The 19531-nt window shown below is 63.8% G+C and carries 19 protein-coding genes; 3 read left to right on the top strand and 16 right to left on the bottom strand.

Translation table 11 applies throughout. The annotated features are described in order from the left end of the window. The 8 genes from tatC to ubiE form a co-directional block, all read right to left on the bottom strand. Positions 1–550, bottom strand: a 550-nt coding sequence (gene tatC / locus GYA94_RS20130; RefSeq protein ID WP_070086478.1) for a twin-arginine translocase subunit TatC, incomplete at its 3' end; no start/stop codon positions are given. Further along, positions 547–924 (bottom strand): Sec-independent protein translocase protein TatB, encoded by a 378-nt coding sequence (tatB, locus tag GYA94_RS20125; RefSeq protein ID WP_161892950.1) that lies wholly within the window; start codon positions 922–924, stop codon positions 547–549. The genes tatB and tatC, both read right to left, overlap by 4 nt. A 3-nt stretch (positions 925–927) precedes the next feature. Further along, positions 928–1200 carry a twin-arginine translocase TatA/TatE family subunit gene (locus GYA94_RS20120; RefSeq protein ID WP_029886370.1) on the bottom strand — a complete coding sequence of 91 codons (273 nt, stop codon included), beginning with the start codon at positions 1198–1200 and terminating at the stop codon, positions 928–930. A gap of 61 nt (positions 1201–1261) precedes the next feature. Continuing rightward, positions 1262–1597, bottom strand: a complete 336-nt coding sequence (locus tag GYA94_RS20115; protein WP_009684306.1) for a phosphoribosyl-ATP diphosphatase — start codon at positions 1595–1597, stop codon at positions 1262–1264. 1 nt (position 1598) lies between these two features. Then, positions 1599–1991, bottom strand: coding sequence for a phosphoribosyl-AMP cyclohydrolase (gene hisI / locus GYA94_RS20110; RefSeq protein ID WP_003249284.1), 393 nt, complete (start codon positions 1989–1991; stop codon positions 1599–1601). 72 nt (positions 1992–2063) lie between these two features. Beyond that, complete coding sequence (gene ubiB / locus GYA94_RS20105) at positions 2064–3683, bottom strand: ubiquinone biosynthesis regulatory protein kinase UbiB (RefSeq protein ID WP_029886369.1); 1620 nt, start codon at positions 3681–3683, stop codon at positions 2064–2066. Further along, positions 3680–4303, bottom strand: a complete 624-nt coding sequence (locus tag GYA94_RS20100; protein WP_009682368.1) for a ubiquinone biosynthesis accessory factor UbiJ — start codon at positions 4301–4303, stop codon at positions 3680–3682. The genes ubiB and GYA94_RS20100 overlap by 4 nt, the downstream gene beginning before the upstream one ends. Beyond that, positions 4303–5073: a bifunctional demethylmenaquinone methyltransferase/2-methoxy-6-polyprenyl-1,4-benzoquinol methylase UbiE gene (ubiE, locus tag GYA94_RS20095; RefSeq protein ID WP_009682367.1), complete on the bottom strand. Its 771-nt coding sequence runs from the start codon at positions 5071–5073 to the stop codon at positions 4303–4305. Before ubiE ends, GYA94_RS20100 begins: the two co-directional genes overlap by 1 nt. Positions 5074–5197: 124 nt before the next feature. On the opposite strand from ubiE, the gene GYA94_RS20090 reads away from it, so the two are divergent. Then, entirely contained in the window at positions 5198–5473 is a 276-nt protein-coding gene (locus GYA94_RS20090; protein WP_009682366.1) for a polyhydroxyalkanoic acid system family protein, read from the top strand. A 12-nt stretch (positions 5474–5485) separates the two neighbouring features. On the opposite strand, the gene GYA94_RS20085 is transcribed toward GYA94_RS20090, so the two are convergent. Further along, entirely contained in the window at positions 5486–10174 is a 4689-nt protein-coding gene (locus GYA94_RS20085; protein ID WP_161892949.1) for a DUF6543 domain-containing protein, read from the bottom strand. Between the two features lie 177 nt (positions 10175–10351). Here GYA94_RS20085 and GYA94_RS20080 point away from each other — a divergent pair, with 177 nt between their 5' ends. Then, entirely contained in the window at positions 10352–10771 is a 420-nt protein-coding gene (locus GYA94_RS20080; protein WP_009682364.1) for a phasin family protein, read from the top strand. Positions 10772–10781: 10 nt separating this feature from the next. After that, complete coding sequence (locus GYA94_RS20075) at positions 10782–11573, top strand: phasin family protein (protein WP_029886366.1); 792 nt, start codon at positions 10782–10784, stop codon at positions 11571–11573. 111 nt (positions 11574–11684) lie between these two features. Here the strand turns inward: GYA94_RS20075 and GYA94_RS20070 are convergent, their stop codons facing one another. The 7 genes from GYA94_RS20070 to hslV form a co-directional block, all read right to left on the bottom strand. After that, complete coding sequence (locus GYA94_RS20070; RefSeq protein WP_161892948.1) at positions 11685–12299, bottom strand: TetR/AcrR family transcriptional regulator; 615 nt, start codon at positions 12297–12299, stop codon at positions 11685–11687. A 13-nt stretch (positions 12300–12312) separates the two neighbouring features. After that, positions 12313–13995, bottom strand: coding sequence for a class II poly(R)-hydroxyalkanoic acid synthase (gene phaC, locus GYA94_RS20065; RefSeq protein WP_009682359.1), 1683 nt, complete (start codon positions 13993–13995; stop codon positions 12313–12315). Positions 13996–14053: 58 nt separating this feature from the next. Then, complete coding sequence (phaZ, locus tag GYA94_RS20060; protein WP_029886363.1) at positions 14054–14905, bottom strand: poly(3-hydroxyalkanoate) depolymerase; 852 nt, start codon at positions 14903–14905, stop codon at positions 14054–14056. Between the two features lie 62 nt (positions 14906–14967). Further along, positions 14968–16647, bottom strand: a complete 1680-nt coding sequence (phaC, locus tag GYA94_RS20055) for a class II poly(R)-hydroxyalkanoic acid synthase (RefSeq protein ID WP_161892947.1) — start codon at positions 16645–16647, stop codon at positions 14968–14970. Positions 16648–16914: 267 nt separating this feature from the next. After that, positions 16915–17292 (bottom strand): gamma-butyrobetaine hydroxylase family protein, encoded by a 378-nt coding sequence (locus GYA94_RS20050; RefSeq protein ID WP_161892946.1) that lies wholly within the window; start codon positions 17290–17292, stop codon positions 16915–16917. A 143-nt stretch (positions 17293–17435) separates the two neighbouring features. After that, a complete protein-coding gene (hslU, locus tag GYA94_RS20045) occupies positions 17436–18779 on the bottom strand; it encodes an ATP-dependent protease ATPase subunit HslU (RefSeq protein ID WP_009682354.1) in 1344 nt (447 codons plus the stop codon). A gap of 76 nt (positions 18780–18855) precedes the next feature. Then, on the bottom strand, positions 18856–19386 hold the full coding sequence (hslV, locus tag GYA94_RS20040; protein ID WP_009682353.1) for an ATP-dependent protease subunit HslV: 531 nt from the start codon (positions 19384–19386) through the stop codon (positions 18856–18858). Between the last annotated feature and the right edge of the window lie 145 nt (positions 19387–19531).

Below are 19531 nucleotides of genomic sequence, written 5' to 3'. Positions count from 1 at the left end.
ACACCAGCAGCACCACCGCCACCGGGATCTCGAAGGCCACGCCAAAGGCGAAGAACAACGTCATCACGAAATCGAGGTAGTTGGCGATGTCGGTCATCATGGCCACGCCTGCCGGAGTGGCTGCCGCGAAGAACTTGAACATCAGCGGGAACACCAGGAAATAGGCGAACGCCATACCGGCATAGAACAGCAGGATGCTCGACACCAGCAGCGGGATCGCGATGCGCTTTTCGTGGCGGTACAGCCCCGGCGCGATGAAGCCCCAGATCTGCTGGAGGATGAAGGGGATGGCCAGGAACAGCGACACGATCATGGTCAGCTTGAACGGCGTGAGGAACGGCGAGGCCACGTCGGTGGCGATCATCGTTGCATTGGCCGGCAAGTGATCACGCAGGGGGGCGGAGACCAGGGTGTAGATCTGCTGGGCGAAGGAGAACAGCCCGGCAAAGATCAGGAAAATGACCGCAACGCAGCGCAGCAGGCGGGTGCGCAGTTCGGTCAGGTGCGAAACCAGCGGCATTGGCTGGTCGTGTTCCGGATTCTCGCTCATGGGGCTCGCGGCGGTTGAGGCGGTTCAGTGGTTGTGCCCGGGGTGGCCGGTGTTTCCACTGGCCTGGCTGAGACCCCGGCGGGTGGCTGCACGGTGGCGGTGGTCACGGGCGGCTGTGCCGGTGGCGTCAGCGGGTTGAGGATGCGCTTGGCTTCCTCTTCCATCTGCAGGATGTGCTCGTTGTGCAACTGGCGGCGGATGTCGTCGGCGCCGATTTCACGCTCCACTTCCATCTTGATGCTGTTGAAGCTGCGCTTGAGCCGCCCGATCCACAAACCTGCGGTGCGGGCGGCGCCTGGCAGGCGCTCGGGGCCGAGCACCAGCAGGGCGACCAGGCCGACGAGCAGCAGCTCGCTGAAACTGATGCCGAACATGGGTCAGTCTTTCCGCTGTGGCTCTTGGACCGGCTGTGCCTGGCCCTCGATGGTGTGGCCTGGCTGTGGCTGGGCGGTGTTCTGCACTGGCGGCACAGGCTGGGCAGGCGGCGGGGTTTGCTCGGCCGGCTTGTGCTCTTCATCGTTCATGGCCTTGCGGAAGCCCTTGATCGACTCGCCCAGGTCACTGCCGAAGTTCTTCAGCTTCTTGGTGCCGAATACCAGCACCACGACCACCAGCAGGACGATCCAGTGTTTCCAGTCAAAGATACCCATTTCGTACTCCTGAAAAATGTCAGTGAAGCTTCAGGGGCGCCCGGCGCCCCCCGCAAATGCATCAGGCAGAAGGCGTTCGCGCAGCCTTCTCATCATGCCCGGACAGCCCGAAGCGGCGCTCCAGTTCGTCCAGCACCGCTTGCGGATGCTGGCCCAGCGCGCTGAGCATCACCAGGCTATGAAACCACAGGTCGGCGGTTTCGTAGATGACATCGCTGTAATCCTTGCTGTGCGCGGCGTCCTTGGCGGCGATGATGGTTTCGACCGATTCTTCGCCGAGCTTTTCAAGGATCTTGTTCAGGCCCTTGTGGTACAGGCTGGCCACATAGGAGCTGTCGGGCGCCGCTTGCTTGCGTTCTTCAAGCACGGCGGCCAGGCGGTTGAGGGTGTCGCTCATGTCAGTGTCCTGCGCTGTAGATGGCATCCGGGTCCTTGAGGACCGGGTCGACGATTTTCCACTGGCCGTCTTCGTAGACGCGATAGAAGCAGCTTTCCCGGCCGGTATGGCAGGCGATATGGCCCAGTTGCTCGACCATCAGGATGATGACGTCGGCGTCGCAGTCCAGGCGCAGTTCATGCAGCTTCTGCACATGCCCGGACTCTTCGCCCTTGCGCCACAGCTTGCCACGCGAGCGCGACCAGTAGATGGCGCGTTGCTCGGCGGCCGTGAGCGCCAGCGATTCGCGGTTCATCCAGGCCATCATCAGCACCCGTCCGGTCTTGTGGTCCTGGGCGATCGCTGGCACCAGGCCATCGCTGTTCCACTTGATCTCGTCCAGCCAGTCTTTCATCGTCGACTCCAAAGCGAGCCCGCTCCTGTACCGGGCCATTTGCGCTAGTGTGCCAGCCACAGGCGCGGCTGGCTATTGGCGCACGATCAGGTAAAGGCCGGCGGCCAGCATCAGCCAGGCGGGCCAGGCTGCAGGCGCGGCCAGGCTGGCGGCCTCGGCAGCACCCGCGGCCAGTACCGCGCCCCCGCCCAGCAGGCCGGCACCCAGCAGGCGCAGCGCCCAGCGGTCGCCCTTGCGGCGCTCTGGCAGTTGCGGGTCATGCAAATGCGGTTGCGACAGGCGTTCGAGCAGGTCGCGGGTCATACCGGCCAGGTGCGGCAACTGCTCGACCTGGCTGTGCAGGTTGCCGAACATGGCCTTGGGGCTGTAGCGCTCGCGCATCCAGCGTTCCAGGTAGGGCTTGGCGGTGCTCCACAGGTCCAGGTCGGGGTACAGCTGGCGGCCCAGGCCTTCGATGTTGAGCAAGGTTTTTTGCAGCAGCACCAACTGCGGCTGCACTTCCATGTTGAAGCGCCGTGCGGTCTGGAACAGGCGCATCAGCACCTGGCCGAAGGAAATATCCTTTAACGGTTTTTCGAAGATCGGTTCGCACACGGTGCGGATTGCGGCTTCGAATTCGTTGACCTTGGTATGCGCCGGGACCCAGCCCGAATCGATGTGCAACTCGGCCACACGCCGGTAGTCGCGCTTGAAGAAGGCAAACAGGTTGCGCGCCAGGTAGTCCTGGTCTTCGGCAGTGAGGCTGCCGACGATCCCGCAGTCGATGGCGATGTACTGCGGGCTCCACGGTTTGACCGTGCTGACGAAGATGTTGCCCGGGTGCATGTCGGCATGGAAGAAACTGTCGCGGAACACCTGGGTGAAGAATACCTCCACACCCCGTTCGGCCAGCAGCTTCATGTCGGTGCGCTGGTCGGCCAGGGTAGCCATATCGGTCACGGGCACGCCATAGATGCGCTCCATGACCAGCACCTTGGGGCGGCACAGGTCCCAGTACACCTGGGGCACGTACATCAGCTCGGACCCTTCGAAGTTACGCCGCAGCTGGCTGGCATTGGCCGCTTCGCGCAACAGGTCGAGCTCGTCGTAGATGGTTTTTTCGTAGTCGCCGACGATGTCCACCGGGTGCAGGCGGCGGGCATCGGCCGAGGCGCGCTCGGCGGCCTTGGCAATCAGGAACAGCCAGGCCAGGTCCTGGGCGATGACCGGCTTGAGGCCGGGGCGGACCACCTTGACCACCACCTCTTCGCCCGTTTTCAGGCGCGCGGCATGCACCTGGGCGACCGAGGCCGAGGCCAGCGGCTCGACGTCGAAGCGGCTGAACAGCTCGCCCACCTTGGCACCCAGTTGCGCTTCGATCAACGCCACGGCGTGTTTCGGGTCGAATGGCGGTACGCGGTCCTGCAGCAGCATCAGCTCGTCGGCGATGTCGGGGGGCAGCAGGTCGCGGCGGGTGGACAGCAACTGGCCGAACTTGATGAAGATCGGCCCCAGGTCCTGCAGCGCCAGGCGCAGACGTGCGCCACGGTTGAGCTCGGACGGCTTGCGTGGCAGCCAGCGCCACGGCATCAGCAGGCGCAGGCTGGCCAGCCACCAGGGCAGCAGGGGTTGATCGAACAGCAGGTCATCCAGGCGGTAGCGGATGACCACACGCTGAATGCGGAAAAGGCGGCGGACGGCGAGCAGCTTCATGCGTTATCGCTGGAATCAAGGGATCGGGAAAGGCGCTTGAGGCGCGCCTCAAGGCGTTCGGTGTCGAGTTTCAGGGCATCGAGTTCGCTGAAGGCAGCCTCGGCTTCGCGCTTGCCGACCAGCGTGCGCGACTCTTCGGCCAGGTACTCCGACAAATTCTGGCTGAAGCGCGCCAGGCCCTGGCGGGTCCAGCGTGCGCGCAGGCGGATGTGGCCGGCCAGCATGGCCGTGGCCACCGGGCCGAGCCAGCGTTGCAACTCGTGCTCCCAGTCCAGTTCCAGGTCCTGCAGCACACCGAACAGGTCGAGCAGCACGGCGCTGTCGCCGTGCAGCTCGACCTGCGGGCTGTGCAACACGCCAGTCTTGTCCTTGGCCATGGCCAGTTGCGCCAAGCTGCCGGCCGGGGCGCGCAGGCTGCAGTCGACCTCGCCTTCCCAGTGGGCGGCGAGCATCAGGCCCTCTTCATCGGGCAGGATGAACACCTGCAAGGCCGGTTGGCGGCAGTCTATCTCGATGACCTTGCCCGCCAGCGCGCCCAGCCGCGGCAGGGCCGTGCTGTCCATGCGCAGGACGCGGTTCAGGCCCTGTTCGACACTGGCGAGCAGCCCGGCCAGCAGCATCAGGGCTTGATTCCCCGGTGCACGGCAACAATGCCGCTGGTCATGTTGTGGTAGGTGACGCGGTCGAAGCCGGCCTCGACCATCATGCTTTTCAGGGTTTCCTGGTCGGGGTGCATGCGGATCGACTCGGCGAGGTAACGGTAGCTTTCGGAGTCGTTGGTGATCAGCTTGCCGGCCAGGGGCATGAAGGCGAACGAGTAGGCATCGTAGGCCTTGGACATGAGCTTGTTGGTCGGCTTGGAGAACTCCAGGATCAGCAAGCGGCCACCGGGCTTGAGTACACGCAGCATCGAACGGATGGCTGCATCCTTGTGGGTGACGTTGCGCAGGCCGAAGGCGATGGTCACGCAATCGAAGTGGTTGTCCGGGAACGGCAGCTTTTCCGCGTCGGCCTGCACGAATTCGATGTTGCCGGCCACGCCGCGGTCCAGCAGGCGGTCACGGCCAACCTTGAGCATCGAGTCGTTGATGTCGGCCAGTACCACTTGCCCGGTCGGGCCGACCAGGCGCGAGAACTTGGCGGCAAGGTCGCCGGTACCACCGGCGATGTCCAGCACGCGGTTGCCGCTGCGCACACCCGAGAGCTCGATGGTGAAGCGCTTCCACAGGCGGTGCATGCCGCCGGAGAGCACGTCGTTCATCAGGTCGTACTTGGCAGCTACCGAATGGAATACCTCGGCAACTTTCTTGGCTTTCTGGCTTTCAGGGACGTCCTGGTAGCCGAAATGGGTGGTGGGTTCGGCGTGGTCGCCTTTGCGCTGGTCGTTCATATCGCTTCACCGGAAAAAATTACCGCCATTCTAGGGCGAACGGGCGGATTTGTCTTGGCAGGGTGTGCCTGTGGCCGGGGGCGGGCATAATGCCGATTATGTCTACATCTTCAGGAACACCCGCATGACCCAGATCAGCGTCGAACGCAAACACTCCCTCGGCCGTGACGCCGCCCGTGCCAAGGCCCAGGCGCTGGTCGACAAGCTCAGCCGCGAGTACGACCTCCAGGCCACCTGGAACGGTGACCGGGTCGATGTGGCGCGCAGCGGCGCCAAGGGTAGCGTGCAGATCGGCGAAGACAGCATCCGCGTGGAGCTGAAACTGGGCATGATGCTGTCGATGATGAGCGGCACCATCAAGGGCGAGATCGAGCGGGCGCTGGACAAGGCACTGGCCTGACGCCCGCTTTATTCAGCTGGCGGGGAACGGGATCAGGTCTTCGATCTGGTCCAGGCGCAGGTCACCCCGGTACACCTGGCAACGCTCCGCCGAAGCCTGTGCCCGTTGCAAGCGCTCGTCGCGGCCCATGGCCTCCGGAAACTTCAAATGGCCTTTGGCAAAGCGCCGGGCATTGGCGGTGGCGCTGGTGTAGTGGAAGTGCGCCTCCCAGAGCTTCTGCCTGGGCTGCAGGCGATAGATGTCGTACACATCCAGAAAGTCATTGGCCTTGAGCTGTTTGCGCGCCCTGTTCGGGGTGATTTCGACCTCGCGGGCCTCTACCAGAAAGCGCAGGGCCTTGCTGTCCGGGTAGCGGGTGCCAAGGTAGGCGCTGGTCAAGAGGCGCTGCTTTTCGGCGCGCACTTCGGTAATGGCCTGTTCGATCCTGCTGGCCAGTGGTTGCTCCCGTTCGGGGCCGCTGCGCAGGTTACCGGCGATTTCCGCCAGGTCCTGCAAGTAGAAATCCAGCAGGTCGGCCAGGCTGTTGGGCCCATCCAGGTGGCGCGCGGCGTGGTTGAGCCTGGCCGCCTGCTGGCTCAGCAGATCATTGCCGATGCGCCGCAGGCGCGCGTAGTCAGGCGCCGGCGTGGCGGAGGCAATGGTGTCCCAGTGATCGCCTTGCTGCTGGTAGCGTGCAACGGTTTGCTGGGTCATCGGGTCGATCTGCACGGTTTCGCCAGCCTCCTCGGTTTCCTCCACCACCAGCGACCTGCCCCGCGCCGTGCGGATCACCTTGCGTCGGACGGCCCGCACCCTGTGGGTCAGCGGTTGCTCGGGTACTGCATCCTGGCGATCGGTCGCGGCCGCCAGGTTGGCCATGTCATCCTCGCCCAGGCTTATCAGTATATTGAGCTCAACGATGTAGGCCTCGAGTTGGCTGCTGTCCACGGCAGGCATGTTGCGTGAAAGCAAGTACTGGGCATTGCTCAGGGCCAGCTTGTATTCGCGAAGGGCGCTCTCCAGGGGCGCCTTCTGCTGTTCGGGCGTCAGGCCGGCGGCAGCCAGGCTGTCGTGGCTCAGCAGTGCTTCGTGAAAATGCTTGCTGCGCAGGGTTTGCTGGGCGAGCAGGGTACTTTCGAAATCGTCTGCGCTGAGCCGGTCTCTGCGGACGACGAGTTGATGCAGGTCACTGATGATCTGGGCCCGGGTAATGAGGGTCGAGTACTGCCGGGTGCTGATGATGCCGTCGAGCTTCTTGCGTTTGCCGGGGAACTGGATCTGCCCGTCTTGCATGGCCTCGGCAAGATTATGGTCCAGGCGTTGGCTGACACTGAGGATGCGCCTGTGCACAGCCAGTGCGGCTTCGATGTGCTTGCTGAAGTCCAGGTACAGCTCTGCCTGTTCCTGGCCGAACGGCAATTGCACCAGGCGACGGGACTGGGTCTTGAGCACCTCGTAGTCATTCATGTCGAGCAGGCGGCGGAACTGCTGCAGGTCAGTTTGCAGCAACTGCTCCCACCATTGGCCTCGCGCGAATGAAGCGGTGGCTTGCGGGTCGAACCTTAAGTACTTTGGTTCGCCCATGCGGGTGTAGAGTTGAATCTGCTCCCTGATCAGCGCGGCCTGTTTCTCATAGGTGAGTGCCAACACATCGAGGTTGGCGCGCGTCTCCTGGCGAAGCGCCTGCAGCGCGCGCAGGCTTTCCTGCAGGTGTTCCGGCAAATTGTCGAGCGAAGCGCCGGGGTGCTCATCGAGCGACTTCAGGAATGCCTCGAGTGCCTGGTCGTAGGGTTCCACCCGCTTCAGGTAGACACCGATGAAGGTTTCCGTAGTGTTGATCTTCTGATCATTGGCGACACGGGTCGCCAGCAGGGTGTTGAATGCCTGGGTTTTTTCGTCGATCAGCGCTCGTGCGCTTTTCGGCATGCCCCCGGCAAGGTGCAGGTCCAGCATCCATTCGCCATTCCAGCGCTTCAGCCAAGGGCCACGGCTGCGTTCGCGGCTGGGGAGGTAGTAGCCGTCAGGCTCCGCACCCCAAGACTGCGACCATTCGCTCTGGCTCAGCGGCGGCCCCATGATGCGCATGCCGCTCCAGCTCTCGACCACTTCGTAAGGCACGTGCTGCAACTGCACGTAGTAGCGCCCATCCAGTGCGTACAGGCCGCGCATGCGCCCGCTGGCCACCGGTTGCAGCCCACTCAGGCTGACAGTGGCGCGCAGGCGTTCGAGGGCGTCGCGGGCGTCGCGCGGCAGGTTGCCGAGCCGTTGGTCATGGCCCCATTGGCTGACATTCAGCGCTGTCGGCTGGGCTGGCTCGGCGAGGGCTGTCCAGGTTTGCTGTTCGGGTAACCGATCGGCCAGCACGGCCGGCGCCCGACGCGGCGGGGCTTGGTACGCGGGTTCCGGCGGTGTGCGGGCAATGACAGGACCGTGGGCCAGCAGCATGGCCAGGTTCAGCAGGATATCTGCGCCAGCGAGCCACTTTTCCTGGTCGCTGCCGGCGGTCAACGCGGTGAGGTCATGCCGGATGCCGAGCAGGGCGGTCACCAGCCAGGCCAGCATGCCTGCCGCGCCACGCAGCAGCGGCGTGACCGTATTGAAAGCCACCCAGGCGAACTGCTCGACCAGCGCCCAGCGCAGTTGTTGGTTGGACACGCTCTGCCGTGAGGCCAGCAACAGCAGAACCTCGGCCCGGGCTTGGTAAATACGGCTGTCCAGGTCGTCGGCCCAAGGGCTGAAGGCCAGGCTGACCGGCACTCTGAGGCGCTCGAGGGCAAGCCCCACCAAGGCAGCCCCGGGCGCCAGCAGGTGGGCCACTTCGGCCAGCCCGGAATGCAGGTGCGGGTGAACAAAGCCGCCATCGGCGTAAATGGGGCGGGCGTCGTCATCCAGCCAGATGAGGATGTCCTGCTGCAGGGCGTGCTCGGTGCGGATGCAGGTGATCAGTTGGTGGCGGCTGTCGAACTGCCTGATGGGCTGCCGGGTGTGCATCGGCCGGTACAGTAGCCAGGCCCCGGTGGTGGGTACCTCGATGACGAACATGCCATGCACTGGGTTGCTCTTCGGGCCGCCGGGCACGCTGTTGAATGCCAGCGGCGCCAGCTTCAGCGTGCCGCTGGCATGGGTTTGCCGCCGGCAAAAATCGGCGATGACCTGCCAGGTGCGCTCGTCCAGTTGGGCCATGATCTTGGCCTGCAGCGCGCTCAGCAGCAGGCTTGTGCGCCATTCTTCGGCAAAGCGTTGGCGCCGTTGGTCGGCGTCGTTGCCACGTTGCAACTGGTCGTGAACGAATAGCGGGTACTGGCCGCCGATATCCACGCTGTCGACCAGGGTGGCGACGTAATCGAGGTTCATCCAGCTATCCAGTGGCTGCTGGTCGGCGCGTTGGATCGCCGCTGCGACCTGCTCGCCGCCTGGCGGCAGGCGGGTGATGGCCAGTTCTGTCAGGCTGATGGTTCTCAGGTACTCGAGCCGCGCCGGGCCGGTGGAGGAAACCTGCACCACCTGGGCAAGGCTGATCAGCAGCTGATCAGGGTCGTACGGGACCTGCGCAGGGTGGTCATTGCGCATGTGTTCCCGCAAGCGGCGAACCGCGTACTGCTGCAGGTCCTCGATGCCGTCCAGGGACGAACCACCCTGGGCCAGCATCTGCCTGGCCGACAGCGCCAGCAACGCCGTGTGGTACTCGAAGCGATCAGTCAGGCTGGCGTTGCCGAGCCAGTCCGGAAACCCTATGGCCGGGGTCGATGGCTGAAGCACAAAACTTGCCGGGAATACCCATGAAGGGTCGCTGAGGGTGTAGAAGCGCTCATCCAGGTCGCTAGCCTGGTCGCCTGGGCGAAGCTGCAGCCGATCGATTCTTTGCAGCAGGCCATTGAGCAGCTGCCGGGCCTGGTAGGCGAACGGGTCCTCGCGCAAGGGCGTGCAGGCCCAGGACATCGAGTCGAACGCATGCTGCTCGCCGAGCGCTTCGCGCAGGGCCAGGGAAAAAGCAGCCAGCCCCTCGAAGCTGCGCACGGTGCCTGAAGGTTGGCACCACAGGATGAGCTCGCGGGCACCTTGCCTGCCCGTGACCAGCAGGTCCGGCAGCACCCATTGCAGGGTGTCCCCCGGGCGGACCAGGGAAACCTGCAGCGCTTGCACCTGTGCCGCGGCGTGGCTTTGGGCCAGCAGCGGGTACAGCAGGGCTTTCTGGTCATGGTCCAGGCCCTGGCGCTCAAGCGTACCGAGCAGGGCGGCCTTGAGCACTTGCTGCAGCCATTGCAGGCGGGTCACGTCCGAGTCTTTCTCGCAGCCATTCCAGAAGCTGACCTGCGCCCGCTGGAAGGTCTCGCTGAGGGTAGAAAGCATGTTGTCGAAGTCGGTGTTCAGGTCTTCCATGCGCAGGTCGATGGCCGGGGCGCTGTCTTGCGGGCGAAAGACCAGCGGTGGGTTCAGGCTCAGCTGGTCGGTCGGCTGCAGCGCCATGGGCTGGCCATTGAAGAAATGCGTCAGCAGGGTATCGACCAGCTGGCCTGACGCTGTCGGCGGCTGCCCATTCACCCCGCGCAGGATGCTGAAGCCCTGGATCGATTGCAGCTGTGGGTGCTGGCTGCGCGTCCACGGGTAGCGTGCCGCGATGACCTCGAAGCCTGCGCGGGCGATGACCTCGCGCAAGCGCGGGCGATTGGCGAACTGGGTGGCTACAAGCTGCCTGAACGAGAGGGGCGATGACGATGGCATGGCAGGAGGCTCCGATTGATGGGAGCCGAATGCTGGAGCAGCGGGCTGCTGCGTCTGTGGTAGATAAAGCAGTGCGCCGATCTTAGGGTGAAGATTCTAATTCCTGCCTCTACCTTATGCTCAAGCCCACCCTCCATGGGCGGTTCCTCCTCCACTCATGAGCATGAGGTACAGAGCATGGCCAAAGTGAATGTGAAGAAAAAGGCGGACGCGCCGGGCACGCTGGGTGAGGTGCGGGGTTACGCACGCAAGATCTGGCTGGCGGGCATCGGCGCCTATGCGCGTGTCGGCCACGAAGGCGCCGACTATTTCCAGGCGCTGGTCAAGGCCGGCGAAGGTGTCGAAAAGCGGGGCAAGAAGCGCATCGATAAAGAGCTGGACGCCGCCAACCAGCAGATCGATGACGCCGCCCAGGAAGTGAGCCGCGTACGTGGCAAGGTTGAAATTCAACTCGACAAGATCGAAAAAGCTTTCGACGCACGGGTAGGGCGCGCCTTGAATCGCCTTGGCATACCGTCTAAACATGACGTTGAGGCGCTGTCGATCAAGCTTGAACAGCTGCACGAGCTGCTTGAGCGCGTCGCGCACAAACCATAAGGAGAGCAGGATGGCTGGCAAGAAGAATACCGACAAAGCAGGCAGCTCCTGGGTCGGCGGGATCGAAAAGTACTCCCGCAAGATCTGGCTGGCGGGGCTGGGTATCTATTCGAAGATCGACCAGGACGGCCCCAAGCTTTTCGACTCGCTGGTGAAAGATGGCGAGAAGGCCGAAAAGCAGGCCAAGAAGAGCGCCGAAGATGTGGCCGAAAGCGCCAAGTCTTCGACCACGTCGCGGGTGTCTGGCGTGAAGGACCGGGCGCTGGGCAAGTGGAGCGAACTCGAAGAGGCTTTCGATAAACGCCTGAACAGCGCCATCTCGCGCCTGGGTGTACCGAGCCGCAACGAAATCAAGGCCCTGCACCAACAGGTAGACAGCCTGACCAAGCAGATCGAGAAGCTGACCGGTGCCTCGGTGGCGCCGGTTTCGTCGCGTGGGGCTGCAGCCAAGCCGGCAGCCAGCAAGGCGGCAGCCAAGCCACTGGCCAAGGCGGCAGCGGCCAAACCCGCAGGCAAAACCGCTGCGGCGAAACCTGCAGCCAAGGCGGCCGCGGCAAAACCTGCGACCAAGCCTGCGGCTGCCAAACCTGCGAGCAAGGCGGCAGCAGCGAAACCTGCCGCCAAGCCTGCGGCAAAGCCGGCAGCAGCCAAACCGGCAGCAGCCAGGAAGCCTGCAGCGAAGAAAGCACCGGCCAAGCCGGCGGCCAGCGCCGCACCTGCCGCAACCGACGCCCCGGCCCCGGCTGCAGCCCCGGCCAGCAACACGCCGTCGGCGGCCAACGGGACCGGTACCCTGATCTGATACCGCAACGGCCTCTTCGCGGGTGGCCCCGCGCCTACAGGTTCAGCACAACCCTGTAGGCGCGGGTTCACCCGCGAATGCGTCGGCGGCGGCAGCACAGCCCCTGCAGGGCTAGTCCTCCAGATACTTCATCGCCAACTGCTCGGCTGCCCCCCGGGCCTGAGCCTGCAGGTGCGGCGCCACCAGCATCATCACCTGGTATACCACGATTCCCACATCCCCTTCGCGCCCCAGCACCCGCTGGTAATCCAGCGAGAACAGCAGCGTCAGGGTGATCTGTTCCACCAGTTGCCCCAAGGCCTGGGTGTCACTCTGTACCAGGCCCTGGCCCTTGAGGCTGGCCAGCAGTGCCGCCAGCGTGTGCTTCAGGGCGTTGATCAGGCTGCGCATGCCGCGGGCCAGCTTGGGCAGGCGCCCGGTCAGGTTCGACAGGTCCTGGAACAGAAACCGGTACTGCGCCATGTGCTCGACGATCAGGTGCAGGAACAGCCAGTAGTCCTCGGCATCCAGGCGCACTTCCAGCGGCGGGTCCAGCAGCGGCATCAGCGCTTCCTCGAAGCGCTCGAACAACCCCAGTACCAGGGGCTCCTTGCCGTGGAAGTGGTAGTAGAGGTTGCCCGGGCTGATACCCAGCTCGTTGGCAATCTCCAGGGTCGATACGTTCGGCTCGCCCTGCTGGTTGAACAGCTGCAGGGCGCACTCAAGGATACGATCGCGGGTTTTCATCCGGTCGGTCTGCTCATCGGGTCAGCACATAGGTGCCGGGCGCAGGGGCCAGGGGCGGGTGGGTGGCATTGCCCAGGTCGTTGCGTGGCGCCTTGAGCGGCCCGGAGCGCTGGGTGATCCACGCCAGCCACAACGGCCACCAGCTACCCTCGCTGCGCGTAGCCTCGTGGAACCATGCGCGCGGGTCACTGCTCAGGCTGGGGTTGGTCAGGTAATAGGCCTTGGGGTTGCCTGGCGGGTTGATGATGCTCTGGATATGCCCGCTGTTGGCCAGCACGAAGCGGCGCTCACCGCCCAGCAGCAAGGCCGACCGGTACACCGCGTCCCAAGGGGTGATGTGGTCGTTGCTGCCGGCGACGGTAAAACTGTCCACGCTGACCTGTTGCAGGTCGATTGGCGTGCCGCAGACCTCCAGCCCGGCCGGGTAGGTCAACGGGTTGAGCTTGAAGAAATCCAGCAGGTCGCCATGCAATGCGGCAGGCAGGCGCGTGCTGTCGGCGTTCCAGTAGAGAATGTCGAACGCAGGCGGTGTCTTGCCGAGCAGGTAGTTGTTGACCCAGTAGTTCCAGATCAGGTCGTTGGGGCGCATCCAGGCAAACACCCGCGCCACTTCGGCGCCGTCCAGCACGCCGCGCTGGTGAGAGCGGCGTTTGGCTGCCTGCAGGGTCTGCTCGTCGGCGAACAGGCTGGCCGGGCTGTCGAACTTGCTGTCCAGCAGGCTGACCAGGTAGGTGGCACTGCGCACCCGGCGCAACTGGTTCCTGGCTTGCAGGTGGCCTTGCAAGGCGGCCATGGTCAGGCCGCCGGCGCAAGCGCCCATGAGGTTGGGGTCGCGGTTGCCGCTGATGCGGCGGCAGGCATCCAGGGCTTCTTCCAGCGCCTGCACGTAGCTGGACAGGCCCCATTCACGGTGGCGCGGGTCTGGGTTGCGCCAGCTGACCATGAACACCTGCAAGTTGTTCTTGAGCATGTACTGGACGAAGCTGTTGTTCGTGCTCAGGTCGAAGATATAGAACTTGTTGATCTGCGGCGGCACCACCAACAGCGGGCGGCTGTGCTGTTTTTCACTCATCGGCCGGTACTGGATCAGCTCCAGCAGCTCGTTGCGAAATACCACGGCCCCAGGGGTGGCGGCCAGGTTGCGGCCCACGTCGAAGGCCCGCTCATCGACCTGGCGCGGCAGGCCATCGTTGTGGCGCAGGTCTTCGAGCAGGTGGGCCAGGCCGCGCACCAGGCTCTGGCCACCGGTGTTGAACAGTTCCTTCACGGCCAGCGGGTTGAGCAGCGAGTTGCTGGGGGCCAGCGCATCGTTGAGCAGGTTGAACAGAACGTGGGCGCGGGCCCGGTCATCGTCATGCAGCTGGCTTTCGTCGATCCACTGGCGGGTCTGCTGCTGCCAGGCCAGGTAGGCTTGCAGGCCTCGGCGGTAGAACGGGTTCAGGCTCCATGCAGGGTCGCTGAACCGGTTGTCACGCGGGTTGGGTTGAAGCGGTGAATCGCCCAGCATCACCCGCCCCAGTTGCCCGCCAAGGGCCAGCAGGTGATGGGCGGTATGCAACGGGTGGCGCAGCCCGTGGCGGCCGACATTGCGTAGCGTGGCCAGCAGGTCGCGGCCGCGCAGGCCGAGCATGGCATGCTGCACGGTCATTCTGCCGGCAGGGAGCGTTTGCGATCCTTTGGCCGGTTTGTCTGTCATGGCAACACTCCCTTGTCTGACCCATTGCGCGTTTTAGCCCCTTTCGCGGTGCTGGCGCTTACCCTCCCGAGGCCGGGCGCGGGTGCATCACGGCGCGCTGACGTTCTTGCTGCAGGAACTTCATGATGATTGGCGCGACAGCCTCGGCTCGGGTAATCAGGAACAAATGGCCGTCGTCGATAATATGTAGCTCGGCGTTGGGAATCCGCCAGGCCAGCAGGCGCATGTTGACCAGCGGGATCAGCGGGTCGTCGTCGCCCGCCAGCACCAGGGTCGGCTGCTGGATCTTGTGCAGCCAGTGAATGCTGGTCCAGCCCAGGCCGGCGAACAGCTGCCAGTAGTAGCCCATCTTGCCGCCGGAGCGCACCTTGGCTGCGTGGTGCATGGCCAGCTCCGGGTCCCGGCGAAAACCGCCACCGTAGATCAGCGGGGCAATGCGCAAGACATGGGACGGCTGCACATAGCGCCTGGGGCTGGCCATCATCCACAGCACCTTGGGCTTGCCGGGTACCATCACCGCACCGGCGGCAGTGGCGGCGAGTATCAGCTTCCTGCAGCGTTCGGGGTAGTCGTGGGCGAACTGTTGGGCCAGGGCGCCGCCCCAGGACACCCCAATCACATTGACCTGGCCGTAATCGAGGTAATCGAGCATCCGTGCCGTCAGCTTGGCCAGCCCGGGGAAGCGATATGGGTGGCGCGGGGTGGACGAGCCGCCGACACCGGGTACGTCGAAAGCGATCACTTCCAGGTCCGGGTCCAGTGCTTCGATGAACGGGAATACCAGCTCCAGGTTGGCGCCGATGCCATTGAAGATCAGCAGCGGCGTCAAGTGCGGCTTGCCGGGGCGGACGGCGGTGCGGATGGACTGGTTGTCCAGCTCGACGGTCCGGAAGATATACGGTTGCGTCATGCGCGTGACTCTTGGGTGAAATGAACACCGTGGCGCCCTGGGGGCCGCCACGGCGCTGCCACTCAACGCTCGTGAACGTAGGTGCCTGGGGCCGCCTCGCCCGCAGCATAGGCACGGTTGCCCAGGCGGGTCGGCGCTTTTTTCAGTTCGCCTGCGCGCTCGGCCAGCCAGCCTTGCCAGTGCAGCCACCAGGAGTCGGCATGCTTGGTGGCATTTTCCTGCCAGGCCAGCGGATCACCCGGGCGGTCGTCACCGGTCATGAAGCGTGCCTTGGGGTTGCCCGGCGGGTTGAGAATGCTCTGGATATGCCCGCTGTTGGACAGCACGAACTCGATCTTGCCCCCGAACAGGTGGGCCGAGCGGTAGCACGACTGCCACGGGGTAATGTGGTCAGCGGTACCCGCCACGCTGAAAATGTCGCACTGCACGTTTTTCAGGTCGATGGGGGTGCCGCACACTTCCAGGGCGTTGGGGCGCGTCAGCGGGTTGGTCTTGAACATTTCGATCAGGTCGCCATGGAAGGCGGCGGGCAGGCGCGTGGTGTCGTTGTTCCAGAACAGGATGTCGAACACCGGCGGCTCGTTGCCGAGCAGGTAGTTGTTCACCCAGTAGTTCCAGATCAGGTCGTTGGGGCGCATCCAGGCGAACACCTTGGCCATCTCGCTGCCTTCCAGCACACCGGCCTGGTAGGAGTGGCGCTTGGCGGCTTCCAGGGTCTGCTCGTCGACGAACAGCGCCACCTGGGTATCCATCGTGGTGTCCAGCACGCTGACCAGCAGGGTCAGGGCATTGACCTTGTGCTCGCCGAGGGCTGCGTAGTGCCCTACCAGTGCCGTGCAGGTGATGCCGCCAGAGCAGGCACCAAGCATGTTCAGGTCCTTGCTGCCGGTAATCGCCAATACGGCGTCGACGGCTTCCTTGAGTGCGTCGATGTAGGTGGACAAGCCCCATTCACGCTGGGCCTTGGTCGGGTTGCGCCAGCTGATGATGAAGGTTTGCTGCTGCGAGCGCAGGCAAAAACGAGCCAGGCTCTTTTCCGGGCTCAGGTCGAATACGTAGAACTTGTTGATCTGCGGCGGCACCACCAGCAGTGGCCGGGCGTGCACCTGTTCGGTGATCGGGCTGTACTGGATCAGTTCCAGCACATCATTGCGGTACACCACCGCGCCTTCGCTGGTGCCCAGGTTCTTGCCCACCTCGAAGGCGTCCATGTTCACCTGGCTAGGCATGCCGCCGTTGTTGACCATGTCCTTGGCCAGGTTGGACAGGCCGTCGAGCAGGCTCTTGCCACCGGTCTCGAAGAAGCGCTTGACCGCCGCCGGGTTGGACAAGGTGTTGGTCGGCGCCATGGCTTCGGTCATCAGGTTGATGACGAACTGGCCGCGGCTGATGTCCTGAGGTGACAGGTCACTGCTGCCGATCCAGTCCTGCAGTTCGTTGCGCCAGGCCAGATACGTCTGCAGGTAGCGGCGGTACAGCGGGTTGCTGCTCCAGGCCGGGTCGTTGAAGCGTCGGTCGTCGCTACCCGGGGCCAGGCTGGATTTGCCCAGCAGGACGTTTTTCAGTTCCAGGCCAAAATGGGCCACATGCTTTGCGCTGTGCAGCGGTTGGCGCACGGCCTGGCGCAATACGGTGCGTGCCGAACTCAACAGGTCTTTGCGGCGAATGCCGATGATCGGGTTCAGCCCCAGGGTGTTTTCCGAGGCCTGCCGCTGCAGCTCATCGTTGTTCTTGTTACTCATCTACGACGCTCCGTTGTCCTGAGACGAGTACCGGTTGCTGTGACGGGGGCACAGCCCTGAGCCCGGTACTGCTACTCGGGTGACCAGTGATAAGGAACAGCGGTGCTGCGGGGTTCTGTATACCTGCAGCGTGATGCAGGGAACTTGCCACTCACATTGGTTACCCGACTTTCATGTAATGCGCAAGACAGCCCGTCACTGGGCCGTCTGCCAGCCATTCAAACAGATGAATCTAGAAAATGCGCTCTAAACCTTGCAGCCCTTGCGCTAGAGCATGAATTTGACGACCGACTCCGCCGGGTCGCGGGACTTGCCGGCCTTGTGCAGCTCGTTGAGGTATTCGGCCCACAGCTCGTTTTGGCGCAGGCACAGCTGTTCCAGGTATTCCCAGGTGAACAGGCCGCTGTCATGGCCGTCGTCGAAGGTCAGTTTCAGTGCATATTGGCCGGCTGGCTCGATGCCGCTGAGGCCGACGTTGAGCTTGCCGAATTGCAGGATGGGGTTGCCGTGGCCCTGGACCTCGGCGGAGGGGGAGTGCACGCGCAGGAACTCGGCGGGCAGGGTGTAGACCTCACCGGGCGCATAGGTAAGGCTGAGGGTTTTCGAGGCTTTGTGCAGGTTGATGGCGGTGGGCATGCGGGCCATGGGCTGAATCTCTTCTTGGCGACAAGACTCAAGCTTCAAGCTTCAAGCCTCAAGCTGCAAGAGGTGATGGCCAAGACATGTAACGGCCATGTTTTGCGGTGCTGCAAGCGACGTCGAACAGCTCGTCGCTTGCAGCTTGCCGCTTACAGGATGTAACGCGACAGGTCTTCGTTCTGCGCCAGCTCACCCAGGTGGCTGTTCACATAGGCCGCGTCGATCTGGATCGGCGTTTCGTCATGGGCGCTGGCCAGGTCACCGGCACTGAACGACACCTCTTCAAGCAGGCGCTCCAGCAGGGTATGCAGGCGACGGGCACCGATGTTCTCGGTTTTCTCGTTGACCTGATAGGCAATTTCGGCCAGGCGCTTGATGCCGTCGGCGACGAACTCGATGTTCAGGCCTTCGGTTTTCAGCAGCGCCTGGTACTGCTCGGTCAGCGAAGCGTGCGGCTCGCGCAAAATACGCTCGAAGTCTTCCGGGGTCAGTGCCTTGAGCTCTACACGGATCGGCAGTCGGCCTTGCAGTTCGGGTACCAGGTCGCTGGGCTTGCTCAGGTGGAACGCGCCCGAGGCAATGAACAGGATGTGGTCGGTCTTGACCATACCCAGCTTGGTGTTGACGGTGCAGCCTTCGATCAGCGGCAGCAGGTCGCGCTGCACGCCTTCACGGGAAACATCGGCACCGCCCACATTGCCGCGCTTGGCAACCTTGTCGATTTCGTCGATGAACACGATACCGTGCTGCTCGACCGCTTCCAGGGCCTTGGCCTTGAGCTCTTCCTCGTTGACCAGGCGGCCCGCTTCTTCATCGCGGACCATCTTCAGCGCTTCTTTGACCTTCAGCTTGCGCGCCTTGCGCTTGCCCTTGCCCATGTTGGCGAACAGGCTTTGCAGCTGGTTGGTCATTTCTTCCATGCCGGGCGGCGCGGCAATTTCGACACCTACGGCATCGGCGACTTCGATCTCGATTTCCTTGTCATCCAGCTGGCCTTCGCGCAGGCGCTTGCGGAACAGCTGGCGGGTGTTGGAGTCGCTACTGGTCTGCGCGGCTTCCTCGTTGAAGCTGGTCACCCGCGCCTGCGGCAGCAGGGCATCGAGGATACGGTCTTCGGCGGCGTCTTCGGCGCGGTGGCGCACGCGGATGATCTCCTGCTCGCGCAGCATCTTCAGTGCGGCATCGGCCAGGTCGCGGATGATCGACTCGACGTCACGGCCGACGTAGCCGACTTCGGTGAACTTGGTGGCTTCGACCTTGAGGAACGGGGCGTTGGCCAGCTTGGCCAGGCGGCGGGCGATTTCGGTCTTGCCGACACCGGTCGGGCCGATCATCAGGATGTTCTTCGGCGTCACTTCGGCGCGCAGCTCAGCCGGCAGCTGCATCCGCCGCCAGCGGTTGCGCAGGGCAATGGCCACGGCGCGCTTGGCGTCGTCCTGGCCGATGATGTGGCGGTTGAGTTCGTGGACGATCTCGCGGGGGGTCATGGACATGATCAATTGGGTCCTTGGGCAGATGAGTCAGCGTGGAAAAGCCCCATCACCGGGATGGGGCGCCAGAACAGCTGAGTCAGTCGGCCAGGTCCTGCTCCTCGATGGTCAGGTTATGGTTGGTGAACACGCAGATGTCGCCGGCGATGTTCAGGGCGGTCTCGGCGATTTCACGGGCCGAGAGGTCGGTCTTGTTCAGCAGTGCGCGGGCGGCAGCCTGGGCGTAGGCACCACCGGAACCCATGGCGATCAGGCCATCTTCGGGTTCGACCACGTCGCCGTTGCCGGTGATGATCAGCGAGGCATCCTTGTTGGCCACGGCCAGCATGGCCTCCAGGCGGCTCAGGGAGCGGTCGGTACGCCATTCCTTGGCCAGCTCGACGGCGGCACGGATCAGGTGGCCCTGGTGTTTCTCCAGTTGCCCTTCAAAGCGCTCGAACAGGGTGAATGCGTCGGCGGTGGCACCGGCGAAGCCGGCGATGACCTGGCCGTGGTACAGGCGGCGCACTTTCTTGGCGTTGCCTTTCATTACCGTGTTGCCGAGGGATACCTGGCCGTCGCCGCCCATGACGACTTTGCCGTTACGGCGGACAGAAACGATGGTGGTCAAGGGGAGAGTCTCCACGCAGCGGGGCGAAAGTGCCTGATGCAGACTCATATGGGGGTGGGGGGGAGAGTTTCAAGCTTCAAGCTACAAGCGACAAGAAAAAGCAGATCGGTGGGTGGCTTGCTTCTTCTTCAAGCTGCAAGCTGCA

The sequence above is a fragment of the Pseudomonas juntendi genome (genome assembly GCF_009932375.1).
In the GTDB taxonomy this organism is placed as follows: domain Bacteria; phylum Pseudomonadota; class Gammaproteobacteria; order Pseudomonadales; family Pseudomonadaceae; genus Aquipseudomonas; species Aquipseudomonas juntendi.
The sequence above is the reverse complement of the archived record's forward strand: the minus strand, read 5'-3'. Positions and strand labels throughout refer to the sequence as shown.

Excerpts from the sequence above, each read along its gene's own strand:
- tatB (WP_161892950.1), bottom strand. The coding sequence starts at position 924 with ATGTTCGGCATCAGTTTCAGCGAGCTGCTGCTCGTCGGCCTGGTCGCC.
- GYA94_RS20120 (WP_029886370.1), bottom strand. The coding sequence starts at position 1,200 with ATGGGTATCTTTGACTGGAAACACTGGATCGTCCTGCTGGTGGTCGTG.
- GYA94_RS20115 (WP_009684306.1), bottom strand. The coding sequence starts at position 1,597 with ATGAGCGACACCCTCAACCGCCTGGCCGCCGTGCTTGAAGAACGCAAG.
- hisI (WP_003249284.1), bottom strand. The coding sequence starts at position 1,991 with ATGAAAGACTGGCTGGACGAGATCAAGTGGAACAGCGATGGCCTGGTG.
- ubiB (WP_029886369.1), bottom strand. The coding sequence starts at position 3,683 with ATGAAGCTGCTCGCCGTCCGCCGCCTTTTCCGCATTCAGCGTGTGGTC.
- GYA94_RS20100 (WP_009682368.1), bottom strand. The coding sequence starts at position 4,303 with ATGCTGCTGGCCGGGCTGCTCGCCAGTGTCGAACAGGGCCTGAACCGC.
- ubiE (WP_009682367.1), bottom strand. The coding sequence starts at position 5,073 with ATGAACGACCAGCGCAAAGGCGACCACGCCGAACCCACCACCCATTTC.
- GYA94_RS20090 (WP_009682366.1), top strand. The coding sequence starts at position 5,198 with ATGACCCAGATCAGCGTCGAACGCAAACACTCCCTCGGCCGTGACGCC.
- GYA94_RS20085 (WP_161892949.1), bottom strand. The coding sequence starts at position 10,174 with ATGCCATCGTCATCGCCCCTCTCGTTCAGGCAGCTTGTAGCCACCCAG.
- GYA94_RS20080 (WP_009682364.1), top strand. The coding sequence starts at position 10,352 with ATGGCCAAAGTGAATGTGAAGAAAAAGGCGGACGCGCCGGGCACGCTG.
- GYA94_RS20075 (WP_029886366.1), top strand. The coding sequence starts at position 10,782 with ATGGCTGGCAAGAAGAATACCGACAAAGCAGGCAGCTCCTGGGTCGGC.
- GYA94_RS20070 (WP_161892948.1), bottom strand. The coding sequence starts at position 12,299 with ATGAAAACCCGCGATCGTATCCTTGAGTGCGCCCTGCAGCTGTTCAAC.
- phaC (WP_009682359.1), bottom strand. The coding sequence starts at position 13,995 with ATGACAGACAAACCGGCCAAAGGATCGCAAACGCTCCCTGCCGGCAGA.
- phaZ (WP_029886363.1), bottom strand. The coding sequence starts at position 14,905 with ATGACGCAACCGTATATCTTCCGGACCGTCGAGCTGGACAACCAGTCC.
- phaC (WP_161892947.1), bottom strand. The coding sequence starts at position 16,647 with ATGAGTAACAAGAACAACGATGAGCTGCAGCGGCAGGCCTCGGAAAAC.
- GYA94_RS20050 (WP_161892946.1), bottom strand. The coding sequence starts at position 17,292 with ATGGCCCGCATGCCCACCGCCATCAACCTGCACAAAGCCTCGAAAACC.
- hslU (WP_009682354.1), bottom strand. The coding sequence starts at position 18,779 with ATGTCCATGACCCCCCGCGAGATCGTCCACGAACTCAACCGCCACATC.